The sequence below is a fragment of the Blautia sp. KLE_1732_HM_1032 genome (genome assembly GCF_025147905.1).
GTDB classification, from domain to species: domain Bacteria; phylum Bacillota; class Clostridia; order Lachnospirales; family Lachnospiraceae; genus Blautia_A; species Blautia_A fusiformis.
In genome coordinates, this window is record NZ_CP102266.1 from 1148785 (window position 1) to 1164902 (window position 16118).

The 16118-nt window shown below is 47.0% G+C and carries 13 protein-coding genes; 8 read left to right on the forward strand and 5 right to left on the reverse strand.

Annotated features, from left to right (window positions below):
* Position 1: 1 nt before the first annotated feature.
* From NQ489_RS05570 to NQ489_RS05585, 4 genes are read left to right on the forward strand one after another with little or no spacing between them, the layout of a single operon-like run.
* Positions 2 to 583, forward strand: coding sequence for an HD domain-containing protein (locus tag NQ489_RS05570; protein WP_015527168.1), 582 nt, complete (start codon positions 2 to 4; stop codon positions 581 to 583).
* 12 nt (positions 584 to 595) lie between these two features.
* Complete coding sequence (locus NQ489_RS05575) at positions 596 to 1678, forward strand: L-threonylcarbamoyladenylate synthase (RefSeq protein ID WP_044961499.1); 1083 nt, start codon at positions 596 to 598, stop codon at positions 1676 to 1678.
* On the forward strand, positions 1659 to 2087 hold the full coding sequence (gene rpiB / locus NQ489_RS05580) for a ribose 5-phosphate isomerase B (RefSeq protein WP_015527166.1): 429 nt from the start codon (positions 1659 to 1661) through the stop codon (positions 2085 to 2087). Before NQ489_RS05575 ends, rpiB begins: the two co-directional genes overlap by 20 nt.
* 38 nt (positions 2088 to 2125) lie before the next feature.
* The gene (locus NQ489_RS05585; protein WP_015527165.1) at positions 2126 to 2620 is read left to right on the forward strand and encodes a deoxycytidylate deaminase; all 495 of its coding nucleotides are present in this window, start codon (positions 2126 to 2128) and stop codon (positions 2618 to 2620) included.
* A gap of 86 nt (positions 2621 to 2706) precedes the next feature.
* On the opposite strand, the gene NQ489_RS05590 is transcribed toward NQ489_RS05585, so the two are convergent.
* Together NQ489_RS05590 and NQ489_RS05595 are read right to left on the reverse strand one after the other, a co-directional pair.
* Positions 2707 to 5391 carry a sensor histidine kinase gene (locus NQ489_RS05590; protein ID WP_021651385.1) on the reverse strand — a complete coding sequence of 895 codons (2685 nt, stop codon included), beginning with the start codon at positions 5389 to 5391 and terminating at the stop codon, positions 2707 to 2709.
* 42 nt (positions 5392 to 5433) lie between these two features.
* Positions 5434 to 6135, reverse strand: a complete 702-nt coding sequence (locus tag NQ489_RS05595; protein WP_021651384.1) for a response regulator transcription factor — start codon at positions 6133 to 6135, stop codon at positions 5434 to 5436.
* Between the two features lie 236 nt (positions 6136 to 6371).
* Here NQ489_RS05595 and NQ489_RS05600 point away from each other — a divergent pair, with 236 nt between their 5' ends.
* On the forward strand, positions 6372 to 7307 hold the full coding sequence (locus tag NQ489_RS05600) for a radical SAM protein (protein WP_044961497.1): 936 nt from the start codon (positions 6372 to 6374) through the stop codon (positions 7305 to 7307).
* A gap of 182 nt (positions 7308 to 7489) precedes the next feature.
* Here the strand turns inward: NQ489_RS05600 and NQ489_RS05605 are convergent, their stop codons facing one another.
* Together NQ489_RS05605 and trkA are read right to left on the reverse strand one after the other, a co-directional pair.
* Positions 7490 to 8929, reverse strand: a complete 1440-nt coding sequence (locus NQ489_RS05605; RefSeq protein ID WP_021651380.1) for a TrkH family potassium uptake protein — start codon at positions 8927 to 8929, stop codon at positions 7490 to 7492.
* A gap of 12 nt (positions 8930 to 8941) precedes the next feature.
* Positions 8942 to 10300 carry a Trk system potassium transporter TrkA gene (gene trkA, locus NQ489_RS05610; RefSeq protein WP_015527160.1) on the reverse strand — a complete coding sequence of 453 codons (1359 nt, stop codon included), beginning with the start codon at positions 10298 to 10300 and terminating at the stop codon, positions 8942 to 8944.
* A 244-nt stretch (positions 10301 to 10544) separates the two neighbouring features.
* Between trkA and NQ489_RS05615 the strand changes: the two genes are divergently transcribed.
* From NQ489_RS05615 to NQ489_RS05625, 3 genes are read left to right on the forward strand one after another with little or no spacing between them, the layout of a single operon-like run.
* The gene (locus NQ489_RS05615) at positions 10545 to 10790 is read left to right on the forward strand and encodes a spore coat associated protein CotJA (RefSeq protein WP_015527159.1); all 246 of its coding nucleotides are present in this window, start codon (positions 10545 to 10547) and stop codon (positions 10788 to 10790) included.
* Entirely contained in the window at positions 10790 to 11068 is a 279-nt protein-coding gene (locus NQ489_RS05620; protein ID WP_015527158.1) for a spore coat protein CotJB, read from the forward strand. Before NQ489_RS05615 ends, NQ489_RS05620 begins: the two co-directional genes overlap by 1 nt.
* A gap of 3 nt (positions 11069 to 11071) precedes the next feature.
* Positions 11072 to 11695 (forward strand): manganese catalase family protein, encoded by a 624-nt coding sequence (locus NQ489_RS05625; RefSeq protein ID WP_015527157.1) that lies wholly within the window; start codon positions 11072 to 11074, stop codon positions 11693 to 11695.
* 135 nt (positions 11696 to 11830) lie between these two features.
* Here NQ489_RS05625 and NQ489_RS05630 read toward each other — a convergent pair whose 3' ends face one another.
* Entirely contained in the window at positions 11831 to 16072 is a 4242-nt protein-coding gene (locus tag NQ489_RS05630; RefSeq protein ID WP_021651376.1) for a 2-hydroxyacyl-CoA dehydratase, read from the reverse strand.
* Positions 16073 to 16118 lie beyond the last annotated feature (46 nt).

A 16118-nucleotide genomic window follows, 5' to 3' on the forward strand; every position in this document is an offset into this window, starting at 1 on the left:
TATGAACAGAATCGACAGACTTTATATGGAAATGATCCATTATTATCAGGGGGATCCGAAGCATATCCAGCATTTTGTGAAGGTGCATGATCTTTCAAGGCTGATCGGCCAGAGTGAGGGTCTGGATGAAGATACGATGCATGTTCTGGAAGCTGCGGCTCTCGTTCATGATATCGGGATCAAAGTCGGTATGGAAAAATACGGACGCTCTGATGGAAAGACGCAGGAAGCAGAAGGTCCGGCAGCTGCCAGAGAGATGCTTACCGCACTGGGCTTTCAGGAGAGGGTGATCCGCAGAGTGGAATATCTGGTAGGACATCATCATACCTATAAGGATATTGACGGGCTGGATTATCAGATCCTTGTGGAAGCTGATTTTCTGGTTAATTATTTTGAAGATGGACTGGATAAAGAACATATAAAGAAAAGTGCAGAGAAGATCTTTAAAACAGAAACAGGTAAAAAAATAGTAAAAGACATGTTTTTCCCGGAGACTTTTCAGAAATCCGAAACCTGGGCACAGGATGCCCTTCAGGATCTGGAAGATTTTATTGAAGAGCAGGGGATTTATATTAGACAGTAAATGGAGCGTAAAATGAAAGCAGAAATAGCAGTTATGACAGCGGAGAATATAGACAGAAAGGCAATTGCCAGAGGTGGCGAGATCCTGAAAAACGGCGGGCTTGTGGCATTTCCCACAGAGACTGTATATGGCCTTGGAGGAAATGCCCTGGATCCGAAAGCATCGATGAAGATCTATGCAGCCAAGGGAAGACCTTCGGACAATCCGCTGATCGTACATATCGCAGATATCCGTGACCTGGATAAGATCGTTACGGAGGTTCCTGAAAAAGCCAGAATACTGGCTGAGAAATACTGGCCGGGTCCGCTGACAATGATCCTTCCCAAGGCAGATATCGTGCCAAAGGAAACAACCGGAGGACTGGACAGTGTGGCAGTACGTTTTCCAAGTGATCCTATCGCACAGGAGCTGATTCTTGCGGCTGGCGGATATGTGGCAGCGCCAAGTGCCAATACTTCCGGAAGACCAAGTCCTACGACAGCGGGACATGTGGCAGAGGATCTGGGAGAAGCCATTGATATGATCATTGATGGAGGACAGGTAAATATCGGTCTGGAATCTACGATCGTAGATTTTACAGAAGACATACCGGTAGTCCTGCGGCCGGGATATATTTCCCTGGAAATGCTCCGGGAAACACTTGGAGATGTAAGGATGGATAAGGGGCTGATCAAACCGGACAGCAAGGTCCATCCAAAAGCACCGGGAATGAAATACCGTCATTATGCACCAAAGGCAGATCTTGCCATTGTGGAGGGGTCCACAGAGGGTGTGATCGCGGAGATCGAAAAAAGAGCCGGAGAGGCTGAGGAGAAGGGACTGACGGTGGGGATCATCGCAACAGATGAAACAAAAGGCCGATATTCACATGGAATCGTAAAGAGTATCGGAAGCCGGGAGCAGGAAGAAACCATCGCGCATCATCTGTACGAGGTCCTGCGTGATTTTGACAGCTGTAATGTAAGTGCCATTTATTCAGAGGCATTTTTTACACCAAGAATGGGACAGGCGATCATGAACCGCTTACTGAAAGCGGCTGGTCATAAAATTATCAACGTTGAGGAGGAGAAAGAAAATGATAGCACTGGGATGTGATCATGGCGGCTATGAGCTGATGCAGGAGGTAAAGAAGCATCTGGAAGAGAGAGGACTGGAGTACAAAGATTTTGGATGCAATGGTCCGGAATCTGTAGACTATCCTGTTTATGGAAAGAAAGTAGCACAGGCGATCGTGGACGGTGAGTGTGAGAAAGGAATCCTGATCTGCGGAACAGGTATCGGAATTTCCATCACTGCTAATAAATTCAAGGGAATCCGTGCTGCACTTTGTACAGATTGCTTTACTGCAGAGGCAACAAGACTTCATAACGATGCCAACATTCTGGCCATGGGCGGTCGTGTAGTAGGACCGGGACTTGCTCTGAAGATCGTGGATACATTCCTGGATACACCATTTTCCGGGGATGAGCGTCATATCAGAAGGATCAACATGATCGAGGATTGATCGATCAGTAAGAAACCAATAGAAAAAGAGGATTCTGTATGGATAAAAAAGGACAGAAACGACAGGGATATCTTTCCTGGGATGAGTATTTTATGGGTGTTGCCATGCTTTCCGGCATGCGTTCCAAGGACCCGCATTCACAGGTTGGTGCCTGTATCGTAAGTGAAGATAACAAGATCCTGTCAATGGGGTACAATGGATTTCCAAAGGGATGTTCCGATGATGAGTTTCCCTGGGGAAGAGAAGGAGATCCGCTGGATACCAAATATCTTTATGTGACACACAGTGAGCTCAATGCCATCCTGAACTACCGAGGAGGAAGTCTGGAAGGTGCCAAGCTTTATGTGTCCCTGTTTCCCTGCAACGAATGTGCCAAGGCTATTATCCAGGCAGGGATCAGGACTATCGTATACGACTGTGATAAATATGCAGATACTCCGTCGGTGATCGCATCCAAAAAAATGCTGGATGCAGCTGGAGTCCGGTATTATAAATATAACCGGACAGACCGTGAGATCACCATTAAAGTGTAAAAGAGAACAAAAATAAGAGAAAAACAGCAGCCTGGCTCCTGATTCATCATATCATCAGGGCTTCCGCTGCTGTTTTTTATGAATGGTTAAGAATGTGCTTCGGAAAGAGAATCTTCCGGTGCGGATAAGACTGTGGGAGAGATCTTCTGTGGAAAACTTAAGCAGACTTTGAAAAGGTCACCGTCCAGATAAAGTTTAAAGGTGCCACCTTGAAGCTGGGTAAGGCTCTGTGCGATGGATAATCCAAGTCCGCTGCCTTCTGTATTTCTGGCAACATCGCCGCGGATGAAACGTTCGGTCAGTTCTTCAGCCGGAATGTTCAGAGGCTGTGCGGAAATATTTTTCAGGGTAAAGATGACTTGATCTTTTTCCAGAAGAACTTCTGCATAGACCCTTGTGTTCTCCATGGCATATTTCAGAATATTGCCGAAAAGATTTTCAAGGATACGCCACATCCGCCTGCCATCGGCATAGATTATGGCAGGAGAATCAGGCAGATGTGTCATCAGGGTCAGATGTCTGTTTTCCATCCGTTCTTCGAATTCACCCATCACCTGGTAAAGCATTTCCACAAAGTTCAGTTCCGTCATTTCCAGAGAAAGATTTCCGGTACTGGCTTTGGAAGCTTCCACTACATCTTCGGTCAGACTTTTCAGACGATGTGCCTTTGAGTCCAGGATCTCAAGATATTTCAGTGCTTCCGGATCTTTGAGGTTCAGCCTTTTCAGCAGATCAATGTAATTGATGATGGAAGTCAGCGGCGTTTTCAGATCATGGGAGACATTGGTGATCAATTCGGTTTTCATACGCTCATCTTTGAGGCTTTTTTCCACGGCAGCGTCCAGCCCGTCACCAATGCGGTTGATATACTGTGCCATTGCTTTCTGATCACCACGGAGTTCCTTTTCCGGGATCTTGTAAGTGAGCTCTCCATCGGTGATCCGTTTCAGGCCATTAAGGAGGAGTTCCCGTCCAAGAGCAATTTTGTAGACGCAGAAAAGCGCACCCAGATCCAGAAGGAATAGAAGCAAAAACATCAGGAACCATCCATCAGATGCCGCGAGCAGGGCACTGAAGAAAAATTCAAGGAATAGAAATACGCCAAGTCCCACTACCATACGTATTCTGCTGATGGTATTCCTGGAGAAAAAATCGATCAGCTTACCGGCTTTACAAAGACACAGACGGGGAAGCTTCAGGCATTTGCGAAGCAGGCTGTTTTTCCACAGGGTGCGAGCTTTGATCCTGCGGATCAGGCTTAAATAGCCGATCCAGAACAGGCACGTGATCAGGAAAATCGTGATACCCAGGATGATCAGGGAGGAGACAAGGTTATAGGTGCAAGCTTGCATGCTCAGTCCTGCGGTCAATACACCAAGTGCCGGGATACACACGAGTCCGGCTGCTGCTTCCGTATAGATCCTGTCAAAAAAGTTCAGTTCTGGCTGAGCCGTGTCTGCATTACCGCTATCGGAATTTCTTCTTCCGGTGTGGACAGTAAGCCAGATAAAATCTATGATAAAGAGCAGAAAACTGATCATGGTGATCACAGTAGCCGGGATAAATAAAGTACGGTAAGTCAGGAAATGCTGTCTGTCAGTTTTAATGGAATCCTGTACAGGAAGGTTGGTATCATCGATCCAGGCAAGAAAACTGCAGTTTTCATCGTATGTGGAATTTCGAAGGAGATCGATCCAGTTTCCTACAGAATGGTTTGCAGCAGCGGAAAGGTTCAGATTCATAAGACCATTCCGGGCATTTTTCTCATCTGTGGCAGCTTCGTTGACACTTAGGAACACGTAAGGCTTTTTGTCTGAAAAACCGGAAATATCAGTCAGGTCGGAAGTATAGGCTGCATCTGTATTTGTGAAGATTTTCTGTGAGGTGTTATCCGTATAGGCATAATGGAGATTGGAATTATCATTGCTGTACTCATCCAGTGTCTGAGCAGCTTCTGTCCAGCTGGAAAAAAGATCCCGGGCATTATCCAGCTGCTCAAAGGCATCGTTCAGGTTCCCCTTGAAATTCCTGGTTTTGGATGAGGTGGAATTCATGTAATCCAGGAGACTGTCGTAACCTTCCGGTGCACAGGGGATTTCAAAGATCGGAGTGAGCATATCTGCCACATCTGTGTAAACCACGTTTCCGTTTTTGTCTGTGATGTTTTTCAAAGGTTCCTGTGACTGGATGCCGCCGTCTGCATATTCGGCGCTCAGAGCGGAAAGAATCCTCTCAGTCCAGTCTTTCTGGGAAATTCCCTCGTGTTTCAGGGCACCGGAGTTGGCATTTAGCTGCAGGGTTCCGTCTTCCAGAGCTTTTTTGAAATCGGAATAGTACATATATTTTGTTTCACCCTCCGGGGTGGTAAGGCCCAGGACGATCCAGTCATCATTGGAATGGATCGTCTGTGAGCTCCATTCCTTAAGATCATTGAAGGAATAGGCTAGTCCGGAGGTGTTTTTGAAGGAGAGAGAATCTCCGTTATAAAGCTCTCCGAGATCAATGTATGCATCTTCGTTTGTTTTATCTAGGATTTCTCTGGCTGAGATTCCGGACAGGATCGTGGAAGCTTTTGAGTAAAAGCTGTCAGCAAAAGCAGAGGTCTGGAAATAATCCTTTGTTTTAAGATCCTCGGCAGAGTCCATCCGGATACCTGCCTGGATCACCAGTGCCGCTGAAAAGACCATGATCAGAGGCAGGATAAGGGCAAGGACAAGAGCAGGAATGCGCATAAATGAACGGTTTTTTTCCGTATGTTTATTTTTATTCATAATACCCCCTTCTGAAGTACAGATACTTCATGGCCGGCTGGCTCACCGGCTCAGTTTTTCGATTTTATAACCCAGGCCCCAGACAACTTTCAGATAGCGGGGATCCCTGGGGTTGATCTCAATCTTTTCGCGAATGTGACGGACGTGGACGGCTACCGTGTTATCCGCGGCCAGAGCATCTTCATTCCAGATGCTCTCGTAGATCTGTGTGGTGGAAAAAACACGTCCGGGATTTTTCATGAGAAGAAGCAGGATATTATATTCGATGGGCGTCATCCGTACCGCTTCTCCATCTACCAGCACCTCTTTTTTGTCATCGTTTACCGTAAGACCTCCGGTTGTGTAGATGTGTTCTGATGCTACCGGTGCAGCGGAGCCAAGCTGTGTGTACCGGCGCAGCTGGGATTTTACCCTGGCGATCAGCTCCAGAGGATTGAAAGGTTTGGTGATATAGTCATCTGCACCGATGTTAAGGCCTAGGATTTTGTCCGTGTCTTCAGATTTTGCGGACAGGATGATGATGGGCAGAGGATTGCTTTCCCGGATCTTGACTGTTGCCCGGATCCCGTCGAGACGGGGCATCATCACATCGATGATCAGCAGATCTACAGTTTCGCTGTTCAGGATATCCAGTGCTTCCTGTCCGTCATAGGCTTTCAGAATGTGATAGCCTTCCTGCGTAAGATAGATTTCGATAGCTTCCACGATGTCTTTGTCGTCATCGCAAACAAGTATGTTAGCCACTTTTTTGTACCTCCCTGATGTTATTAGAATAGCAGCCGGAAATTAAGACGAAAGGGGTAAATTCTTAAGATTCCATGAAATCCATTGTACTATATTAAGTATATAGTGTAAACAGAGAAAGCCTTGTTGGCAGCAGACGTGATGTGCTAAACTAGTACTAGATAACAGAAAATAACGATATTGGAAGAAAGATCAGGAGAAAAGTGAAAGTGGAGAATGAAAATAAAATCAGCAGTATGGCAGGGAGCGCGCACTGTACGGAAGAAATTATGTCAGCTTGTGCTCTTTGTCCAAGAGAATGCCTGGCAGACCGGAGTGCAGGGAAAAAAGGCTTCTGTGGCATGGATGAGAGAATTTATCTGGCAAGGGCTGCACTTCATATGTGGGAGGAACCCTGTATCTCCGGAACAAAAGGCTCCGGGGCAGTGTTCTTTTCCGGGTGCGGGCTGCGCTGCTGTTTCTGCCAGAATCATGATATTGCCATCGGGAGCAGGGGACGGGCTGTAAGTGTGGAACGGCTTGGAGAGATTTTTCTGGAACTGAAGGAAAAAGGAGCTGCAAACATCAATCTGGTAACAGGTGCACACTATGTACCACAGATCATAGAGGCACTGGATATGGCCCGAAGGAATGGTCTGGATATTCCGGTGGTGTATAATTCCAGCGGGTATGAAAAAACAGAAACCCTGAAGCTTCTGGAAGGATATGTGGACATTTATCTTCCGGATCTGAAATATCTGGATCCGGAGCTTGCACAGAAATTTTCTTATGCGCCGGATTATGTGCAGGCTGCAAAGGCTGCAATTGGAGAGATGGTGCGTCAGACCGGGAAATGTGAGTTTGGAGAGGATGGATACATCCGGAAAGGAACTATTGTCCGTCATCTGATCCTGCCGGGACATACAGGAAATTCCATAAAGGCTCTGAGGTATCTTCATGAAACCTATGGGGAAGATATTTATATCAGTATTATGAATCAGTATACGCCGGTGAGAAAATTTGTGGAATTTAAGGAATTAAACCGGAAAGTTACAAAAAGAGAGTATGAAAAAGTTCTGGATGCTGCTGTGGATATGGGGATTCAGAATGGATTTATACAGGAAGGAGAAACTGCTTCAGAAAGCTTTATTCCGGATTTCGATTATGAGGGAGTGGAAAAAAATACTCCATAAATGGAAGGAGGCCGGTACTTTCGTACCGGCGCGTATGAAAAAGAAAAATATTATAGAAAGTTCATCACCTTCTATGGTTTATAATATACAGTAAAAATGTGAAGAAAGTGTGTCTAACATTTGAAATAAATGTGAAAAGAACAATTTATGCCACAAACATAGCAAAATATGACGAATATTTATCAGAATTTCTTCCAGGTTTCACGAAGGAAAAGGATCAGGATCGGAAATAGCTCCAGTCGGCCGGCCAGCATATCGAAAGAAAGGACCAGCTTGGACAGCGGAGAAAAGATCCCGAAGTTTCCGGTAGGACCGATCAGGGAAAGACCGGGACCCACATTGTTTAAAGTGGTGACTACGGCTGTGAAATTTGTTACAAGATCAAATTCATCAAAACTGATGATAAAGATAGATGTAGCCACGATCATCAGATAAACGATCATATAAATATTGGTGGCACGCATAACTTCGTGAGACACCGCTTTTCCGTCCATTTTGATCTTTTTTACTGCATTGGGATGCAGATAAAGATGCAGTTCCTTGCGGACGGATTTTGCAAGAAGCAGAAGACGGGAAATCTTGATTCCGCCGCCTGTACTGCCGGCACAGGCACCACAGAAGGTAAGCAGTACCAGGATCGTTCTGGATACCGCAGGCCACTGGTTAAAATCCGTAGTGGCATAACCGGTGGTGGTGATAATAGAACCAACCTGGAAAAATGCCTGTTGAAGTGCTTCCCACACATTGTCAAACAGATGTCGGACATTGAATGTGATCATCAGGGCAGAAGCGATGATCACAAAGAAGTAGCAGCGGACCTCTTCAGATTTCAATGCTTGAGAAAACTTCCTGGTGAGAAGAAGAAAATAGACATTGAAGTTTACGCCAAACAGGATCATAAAGATGGTGATGACGATCTGAATATATAAGCTGTAGCTTCCCATACTGTCGGATTTGATTCCGAACCCACCGGTTCCGGCAGTTCCAAATGCTGCACAGAGACTGTCGTAAAGAGGCATCCCCCCAAGAAGCAGGAGGATGATCAGTGCAACAGTGAGTGCAATGTAGATCTTGTACAGGATCTTGGCAGTTGACTGGACTTTTGGAAGAAGCTTTCCTACGGAAGGACCGGGGCTTTCTGCCTTCATAAGGTTCATATGATAGCCACCTGCAAGCGGAAGCAGTGTCAGGATAAATACCAGAACACCCATACCACCGATCCAGTGGGAAAAACATCTCCAGATATTGATGCTGTAAGGCATCTGTGATGGATCGGAGAGAATACTGGAACCGGTTGTAGTGAAACCGGAAACAATCTCAAAAAAAGCATCAATGGGATTCGGGATAGCCCCGCTGAGCACAAACGGCACAGCACCGACAATACTGAGGACGATCCAGCTTAAAGCAGTAGTCACAAGGCCTTCACGGGCGTAAAACGCTTTCTTGGACGGTTTGCGGCTGACCAGTGGAACACCGATGGCCAGACATGCCAGAATCGTGATCAGGAAGGCAATACCGGATTTTTCGCGGTAGATAAGGGCAGTGATGCCGGGAACCAGCATACAGACAGCCTCCACATTCATGATCCATCCCAGGATATAAATAATAATCGAATAATTCATTTGGCAGTACCTCTATTTTTCAAGTATATCTGTGATGTCGCGAAGCCCCTTGTGAGTGGTTACGATGATCACGGTATCTCCCACCTGGATCATATCCTGACCACGGGGAATGCGGATGCGGCCGTTGCGGTTCAGGCATCCCACCAGAAGATTCTTGCGGAGATTCAGCTCTGCAAGAGGGATATAAGTTACGGCAGATTCCTCACGGATCGCAAATTCCAGTGCTTCTGCATTGCCATCCAGAATATGATAAAGGGTTTCTACATTGCTGCCGATGCTGTTCTGAGTGGCACGGACATACTGCAGGATATAATCAGCAGTGATATTTTTCGGGTAGATGACACTTCCGATATCCAGGGAGTCGATGACATCATCAAATTCCAGACGGTTGACCTTGGCAACCAGCTTGGCATCGGAGATGCTTTTGGCAAAGAGAGCAAGAAATACATTCTCCTCATCCAGATTTGTCAGAGTGACAAAGGATTCGGACTCGGAAAGTCCTTCTTCTAGCAGAAGAGAACGGTTCGTTCCGTCACCATTGATGATAGTCGCATCTGGAAGCAGTTCGCTTAAGTGCTCACAGCGGTTTTTGTTCTGCTCGATGATCTTGACACTGATCTTCATACCCAGAAGTGCATGGGCAAGATAATAGGAAATGGTTCCGCCACCTACGATGATACAGTTTTTGACCTGATTGGTCTTGAGACCGATCTTACGGAAAAATGCCGCTGCATTAAGCGGAGAAGCCAGAATGGAAACCATATCTCCGTCGTGTATAATGTGATCACCACCAGGAATGGATACATTGTCACGGCTCTCGATCGCGCAGACCAGAATATCACTTCGGAAAGCATCTGAGATCTGGGAAACGCTCATTCCGTCCAGCTTGAATTCCGGGAGAACTTTAAACTTGAGAAGTTCTACACGACCACGTGCAAAGGTGTCAATCTTGATCGCAGATGGAAAACGGAGAAGCCGTGAAATTTCCTGGGCAGCGGCAAACTCCGGGTTAATGATCATGGTAACACCAAGACGTTCTTTGATGAATCCGATTTCTTTTTCATAAATGGGGTTACGGACGCGGGCGATGGTCTGACAGTGGTTGGCTTTCTGCGCGATCAGACAGCAGAGAAGGTTCAACTCGTCAGAAGCGGTAACTGCGATCAGAATATCTGCAGTATCAACACCTGCCTCCATTAAAGTATTGATGCTGGCACCATTACCGACGATTCCCATAGCGTCGATATTTTCGCAGAGATCATTGATCTTGTCGGCAATAACGTCGACAAGAGTGATATCAATATCCTCTGCCTGAAGCTGCTCTGCAAGATTTCTACCGACTTTTCCGCAGCCTACAATAATTACCTGCATAATTTCCTCCTTCAATAGCCGGTCAGGGCTACAAATCATAAGTAAAAGCGCCCATCCGTGTAAAGATAGGCAAGGATATTATAGCACTGTATATCTGATTTTTAAACAGTAATATTTTCCTGTATATATAGAAAAAAATGGCAGAAAGATAGATATATATGAAGGAAAGTGAACATTCCTGTTTTCACAAGTTTAAAAAACGGTCATAAAATATAGCGTGATCATGAATGAAAGGATTTCGATTATGGACCGATTTCAGATGAATCGTTCGGGCTGCCGGCCATATCAGTATACCTGTGGGATGAATAGCGGGATGGCAGGCCGGACGGATCGATCATTTTCTGATATGGCAAAACAGGTTCCTGCAATGGCGTATGTGCCATACCAGGAATTTGCGCCTACCTTTGAGCTGAAAAAAGCTCTTCAGGTCGGAACTATTTTCCCTGAGCTTTGCAAGCCGTTCTGCGGCAGGAGAGGAGGAAGTCGATGATGTATGGAAATTGTACTTCCAAAAAAGAACTGCTGCAGTTTATTGACCAGGTAAGCTTTGCCATTGACGATCTTCTCCTTTTTCTGGATACGCATCCAAAAGAAAAAAGAGCTCTTGAATATTACAGTGAGCTTTCAGCAAGAAGAAATGAGCTTCTGGAAAAATATGCAAAATTTTATGGACCGCTGACCATTGATACCGGAAACGACAGCAATCTTAAGTCATGGCAGTGGATGGAACAGCCGTTTCCATGGGAACAGGAAGGAGGGTGCAGATAAGGTATGTGGAATTATGAAAAAAGACTCCAGTATCCTGTAAATATCAAGACGCCTAACGCAAAGCTGGCACAGTTTATATCCAGCCAGTATGGCGGGCCGGACGGAGAAATAGGAGCTTCCATGCGGTATCTTTCCCAGCGTTTTACCGCACCGAACCGGATGGTCGCGGCAGTGCTCAATGATGTGGGAACAGAAGAACTGGCACATTTGGAAATCGTGTCCACCATTGTCCATCAGCTGACAAAGGATCTTTCTATGGAAGAAATCGAGAACAGCGGACTTGGGCCGTATTATATTGACCACACGGTGGGAATCTGGCCGCAGGCTGCAGGTGGAGTGCCCTTTAATGCCTGCGAATTCCAGAGTAAGGGTGATCCGATCACGGATCTGTTTGAAGATCTGGCGGCAGAACAGAAGGCACGCTCCACCTACGATAATATCCTCCGGGTGGTGAAAAATATCCCGGAGGTTGCAGATCCCATCCGTTTCCTTCGGGCAAGAGAGGTAGTCCATTTCCAGCGTTTCGGTGAAGCACTGAGATCCGTGCAGGAGCAGCTGGATGCCAAAAATTTCTATGCCTTTAACCCGAGCTTTGATGCTCCGTGCAAAGCCTCCTGTGAAGAGTGATGGATCAGAGAAAAAATCTGTCTGACAGGAATCATATCTGAAATAAAAAGAGCTGCACAGCCGGCAGGAATCCTGCGGCAGTGCAGCTTTGAATTTGTTTTTTTGGAAAAAGATGTTTGTAACCTACATTTCTTGTTATGCGTCTTTTTTATCGTCTTTATGCAGATTCTTCTGTGCTGTGGAAAGCATAAGTTTGATCCTGTTCAGCTGATTTACTTCGCTGGCACCTGGATCGTAGTCGATGGCAACAATGTTGGCTTCCGGATGCTCACGGCGAACTTCCTTGATGACACCTTTTCCTACGATGTGGTTCGGCAGGCATCCAAAAGGCTGGATGCAGACGATATTCGGGACACCGCCATGGATGAGTTCCATCATCTCTCCGGTCAGGAACCATCCTTCACCGGTCTGATTTCCGGCAGAAACGATGGGCGCAGCCATTTTTGCAAGATCACGGATATCTGCGGCCGGTGTAAAGTGGCGGCTCTGCTCCAGAGCCTCATTTGCTGTTTTTCTCAGCCAGTCGATGGCTCTGAGACCAAGATTTGCGATGGTTGCCTTGGATTTCTTGAATCCAAGCTTTTCAACCTTGAAATTCTGGTTGTAGAAGCAGTAGCAGATAAAGTCGATAAGATCCGGAACAACCGGTTCTGCCCCTTCTGCCTCCAGAAGATCTGCCAGGTGGTTGTTGGCAGCAGGCAGGAACTTGACAAGGATCTCACCTACGATACCAACGCGAGGCTTTTTCTCATCGGAGATCGGGATCGTATCAAAATCATGGACCATCTCACGGCACATTTTTTTGAAGGTACCATGGCTGACGCTGCTGCCTGTTACGAAGGCAATGACGCGCTGCTCCCAGATTTTGTGCTTGCGGTTTACGATACCCTTTTCCAGCTCGTAAGGACGCATGCGATATACGCATTTCATCAGGATATCACCGAATACGGCACCGTAAACGATACGCTTGATCAGCGGCAGTGTCAGCTTAAAGCCAGGGTTGCTCTCCAGTCCGCTTAAGTTGAGGGAGATAACCGGAATCTGTTCCATGCCGGCTTTTTTCAGAGCACGGCGGATGAATGCGATATAGTTGGAGGCACGGCAGCCGCCGCCTGTCTGAGACATGATGACTGCAGTTTTGTTCAGGTCATATTTGCCGGAAAGAAGAGCATCCATGATCTGTCCCACAACCATCAGGGACGGATAGCAGGCATCGTTGTTTACATATTTAAGGCCCACATCAACAGCATGCTTGTTGTCGTTGGGGAGGACTTCCAGGTTATAGCCGGATGCCTTAAAAGCAGCCTCAAAGATTCCGAAGTGGAATGGAGACATCTGCGGGCAGAGAATGGTGTACTCCTTACGCATCTGCTTGGTAAAGGATATCTTCTCAATGGAAGCCGGCTTGATGTCCCTTTTTTTATTCTGTGCCTGTTTTGCACGGATAGCAGCGATCAGGGAACGGATACGGATCCTTGCCGCACCCAGGTTGTTGACCTCATCGATCTTCAGGCAGGTGTAGATCTTGTCACTTCCATCCAGGATCTCATAAACCTCATCGGTGGTAACGGCATCAAGTCCGCATCCGAAGGAATTCAGCTGGATCAGATCCAGATCCTCTCTTGTTTTTACAAAATTTGCGGCAGAGTAGAGACGGGAGTGATACATCCACTGGTCGTTGACACGGATGGGACGCTCCAGATGTCCAAGGTGTGCAACGGAGTCTTCGGTAAATACGGCGATTCCGTAGCTGTTGATCATATCCGGGATACCGTGGTGGATTTCCGGGTCAATATGGTATGGACGGCCTGCAAGAACGATTCCGCGGCGGCCGGTTTCTTTCAGGTACTGCAGGGTTTCCTCACCCTTTTTCTGGATATCCGTATGTACGGCTGCAAGTTCTTCCCAGGCCTTGTGGGCAGCAGCTTTGACCTCGGCGGCAGGAATATCCTGGAATTCTTCCACAAGGCGGTTTGTTAGGATATCCTCGGAAGTAAATGCCAGGAACGGGTTGCGGAAGGTGATGGATGGATCACTGAGCTCGTCCACATTGTTCTTGATATTTTCCGCATAGGAAGTAACGATCGGGCAGTTATAATGGTTGACCGCATCCGGGAACTCGTTGCGTTCGTAAGGGATGCATGGGTAGAAGATAAACTTCACACCGTTACGGATCAGCCATGTGACATGTCCGTGAGCAAGCTTGGCCGGGTAGCATTCGGATTCACTTGGGATGGATTCGATACCCAGCTCGTAGATCTTACGTGTGGAAGTAGGAGAAAGCACCACCTGGTATTTCAGCTCTGTGAAGAAGGTATACCAGAACGGGTAATTCTCAAACATGTTCAGAACACGTGGGATACCAACCTGTCCACGGGTAGCCTTATCTGCGGAAAGAGGTTCATAGGAAAAAATCCTTTTATATTTGTAATCGAAAAGGTTCGGGATATGATCCTTGTTCTTTTCCTTTCCAAGTCCGCGCTCACAGCGGTTTCCGCTGATGTATTTACGGCCACCGGAGAATTTGTTGATGGTCAGACGACAGTTGTTGGTACATCCGCGGCAGTTTGCCATGGAGGTGGTGTACTGGAGGCTGTTGATCTGATCGATGGAAAGCATGGAGGTTTTTTCACCCTCCTGATAGCGCTCCCTTGCGATCAGAGCAGCACCGAAGGCACCCATGATCCCGGCGATATCCGGACGGATGGCCTGGCAGTTGGCAATCTTCTCAAAGCTGCGGAGAACTGCGTCATTATAGAAGGTACCACCCTGTACAACGATATGCTTGCCAAGCTCGGAAGCATCGGAAACCTTGATAACCTTGTAGAGGGCGTTTTTGATAACGGAGTAGGCAAGACCAGCGGAGATATCGGAAACCTCAGCGCCTTCCTTCTGGGCCTGCTTAACTTTGGAATTCATAAATACAGTACAGCGCGTTCCAAGATCAATGGGATGTTTTGCAAAAAGAGCTGCTTTTGCAAAGTCCTGTACTGTGTAGTTCAGAGATTTTGCAAAGGTTTCGATAAAGGAACCGCAGCCCGAGGAACATGCTTCGTTGAGCTGTACACTGTCAACAGTCTGGTTACGGATCTTGATACATTTCATATCCTGACCGCCGATATCCAGGATGCAGTCTACTTCAGGATCAAAGAAAGCAGCTGCGTAATAATGGGAAACGGTTTCGACTTCACCTTCGTCAAGAAGAAGTGCCGCTTTGATCAGGGCTTCGCCGTAACCGGTGGAGCAGGAAAAAGCAATTTCTGCATCTTCCGGAAGAAGGCTGTAAATCTCCTTGATGGAGTTGATGGTGGTTTTCAGCGGGTTTCCGTTGTTACTGCTGTAGAAGGAATAAAGAAGAGTTCCGTCTTCGCTTACCAGCGCGGTTTTTGTTGTGGTAGAGCCGGCGTCGATCCCCAGGAAGCATTTTCCCTTATAGGTGGAAAGATCTCCGGTTTTTACCCTGTAGGCACTCTGACGGTCATGGAAAGCCTGGTAGTCGTCCTCTGTGGCAAAAAGCGGCTCCATACGTTCTACCTCAAAATCCAGCTTGATGGTAGTCCGCATGCGTTCCTTCAGTTCAGTCAGGGAAACGGTAACATCCTGCTTTGCATTCAGGGCGGAGCCGATGGCTGCGAACAGATGAGAGTTGTCCGGTGCGATAATATGTTCATCATCCAGCTTCAGGGTTCGGATAAAAGCAGTCTTCAGCTCAGAAAGGAAGTGAAGAGGCCCGCCAAGGAAGGCAACGTGTCCGCGGATCGGTTTACCGCAGGCAAGACCGGAAATGGTCTGGTTGACAACTGCCTGGAAAATGGAGGCAGAAAGGTCTTCCTTAGTTGCTCCGTCGTTGATCAGTGGCTGGATATCTGTTTTTGCGAAAACACCGCAACGTGCCGCAATGGGATAAAGTGCCTTGTAATGTTTGGCGTATTCATTAAGACCTGGTGCATCGGTCTGGAGCAGAGATGCCATCTGGTCAATGAAGGAACCGGTACCGCCGGCACAGATGCCATTCATACGCTGCTCTACATTTCCGTTTTCGAAATAGATGATCTTGGCATCCTCGCCTCCAAGCTCGATAGCAACATCCGTCTTTGGTGCCAGCTTCTGCAGGGAAGTGGATACGGCGATAACCTCCTGTACAAAAGGTACTTCCAGATGATTGGCAAGTGTCAGTCCGCCGGAACCTGTAATGACCGGACAGAGTGTCAGTTCACCAAGCTGATCCTCAGCTTTCTGAAGAAGATCTGCAAGGGTTTCCTGGATATTTGCAAAATGTCTCTCATAGTCGGAGAAGACAAGCGTATCGTTTTCGTCTAAGATCGCAATCTTAACAGTGGTGGAACCAATGTCAATTCCAAGTGTGTGTTTCTTCATAAAAAATTGATTTCCTCCTCGTTGTATCTATACAGGGGTTGCCCGA

Bases quoted from the DNA above. Each gene is read 5' to 3' on its own strand.
- NQ489_RS05570 (WP_015527168.1), top strand. From the start codon at position 2: ATGAACAGAATCGACAGACTTTATATGGAAATGATCCATTATTATCAG.
- NQ489_RS05575 (WP_044961499.1), top strand. From the start codon at position 596: ATGAAAGCAGAAATAGCAGTTATGACAGCGGAGAATATAGACAGAAAG.
- rpiB (WP_015527166.1), top strand. From the start codon at position 1,659: ATGATAGCACTGGGATGTGATCATGGCGGCTATGAGCTGATGCAGGAG.
- NQ489_RS05585 (WP_015527165.1), top strand. From the start codon at position 2,126: ATGGATAAAAAAGGACAGAAACGACAGGGATATCTTTCCTGGGATGAG.
- NQ489_RS05590 (WP_021651385.1), bottom strand. From the start codon at position 5,391: ATGAATAAAAATAAACATACGGAAAAAAACCGTTCATTTATGCGCATT.
- NQ489_RS05600 (WP_044961497.1), top strand. From the start codon at position 6,372: ATGGCAGGGAGCGCGCACTGTACGGAAGAAATTATGTCAGCTTGTGCT.
- NQ489_RS05605 (WP_021651380.1), bottom strand. From the start codon at position 8,929: ATGAATTATTCGATTATTATTTATATCCTGGGATGGATCATGAATGTG.
- trkA (WP_015527160.1), bottom strand. From the start codon at position 10,300: ATGCAGGTAATTATTGTAGGCTGCGGAAAAGTCGGTAGAAATCTTGCA.
- NQ489_RS05615 (WP_015527159.1), top strand. From the start codon at position 10,545: ATGGACCGATTTCAGATGAATCGTTCGGGCTGCCGGCCATATCAGTAT.
- NQ489_RS05620 (WP_015527158.1), top strand. From the start codon at position 10,790: ATGTATGGAAATTGTACTTCCAAAAAAGAACTGCTGCAGTTTATTGAC.
- NQ489_RS05625 (WP_015527157.1), top strand. From the start codon at position 11,072: ATGTGGAATTATGAAAAAAGACTCCAGTATCCTGTAAATATCAAGACG.
- NQ489_RS05630 (WP_021651376.1), bottom strand. From the start codon at position 16,072: ATGAAGAAACACACACTTGGAATTGACATTGGTTCCACCACTGTTAAG.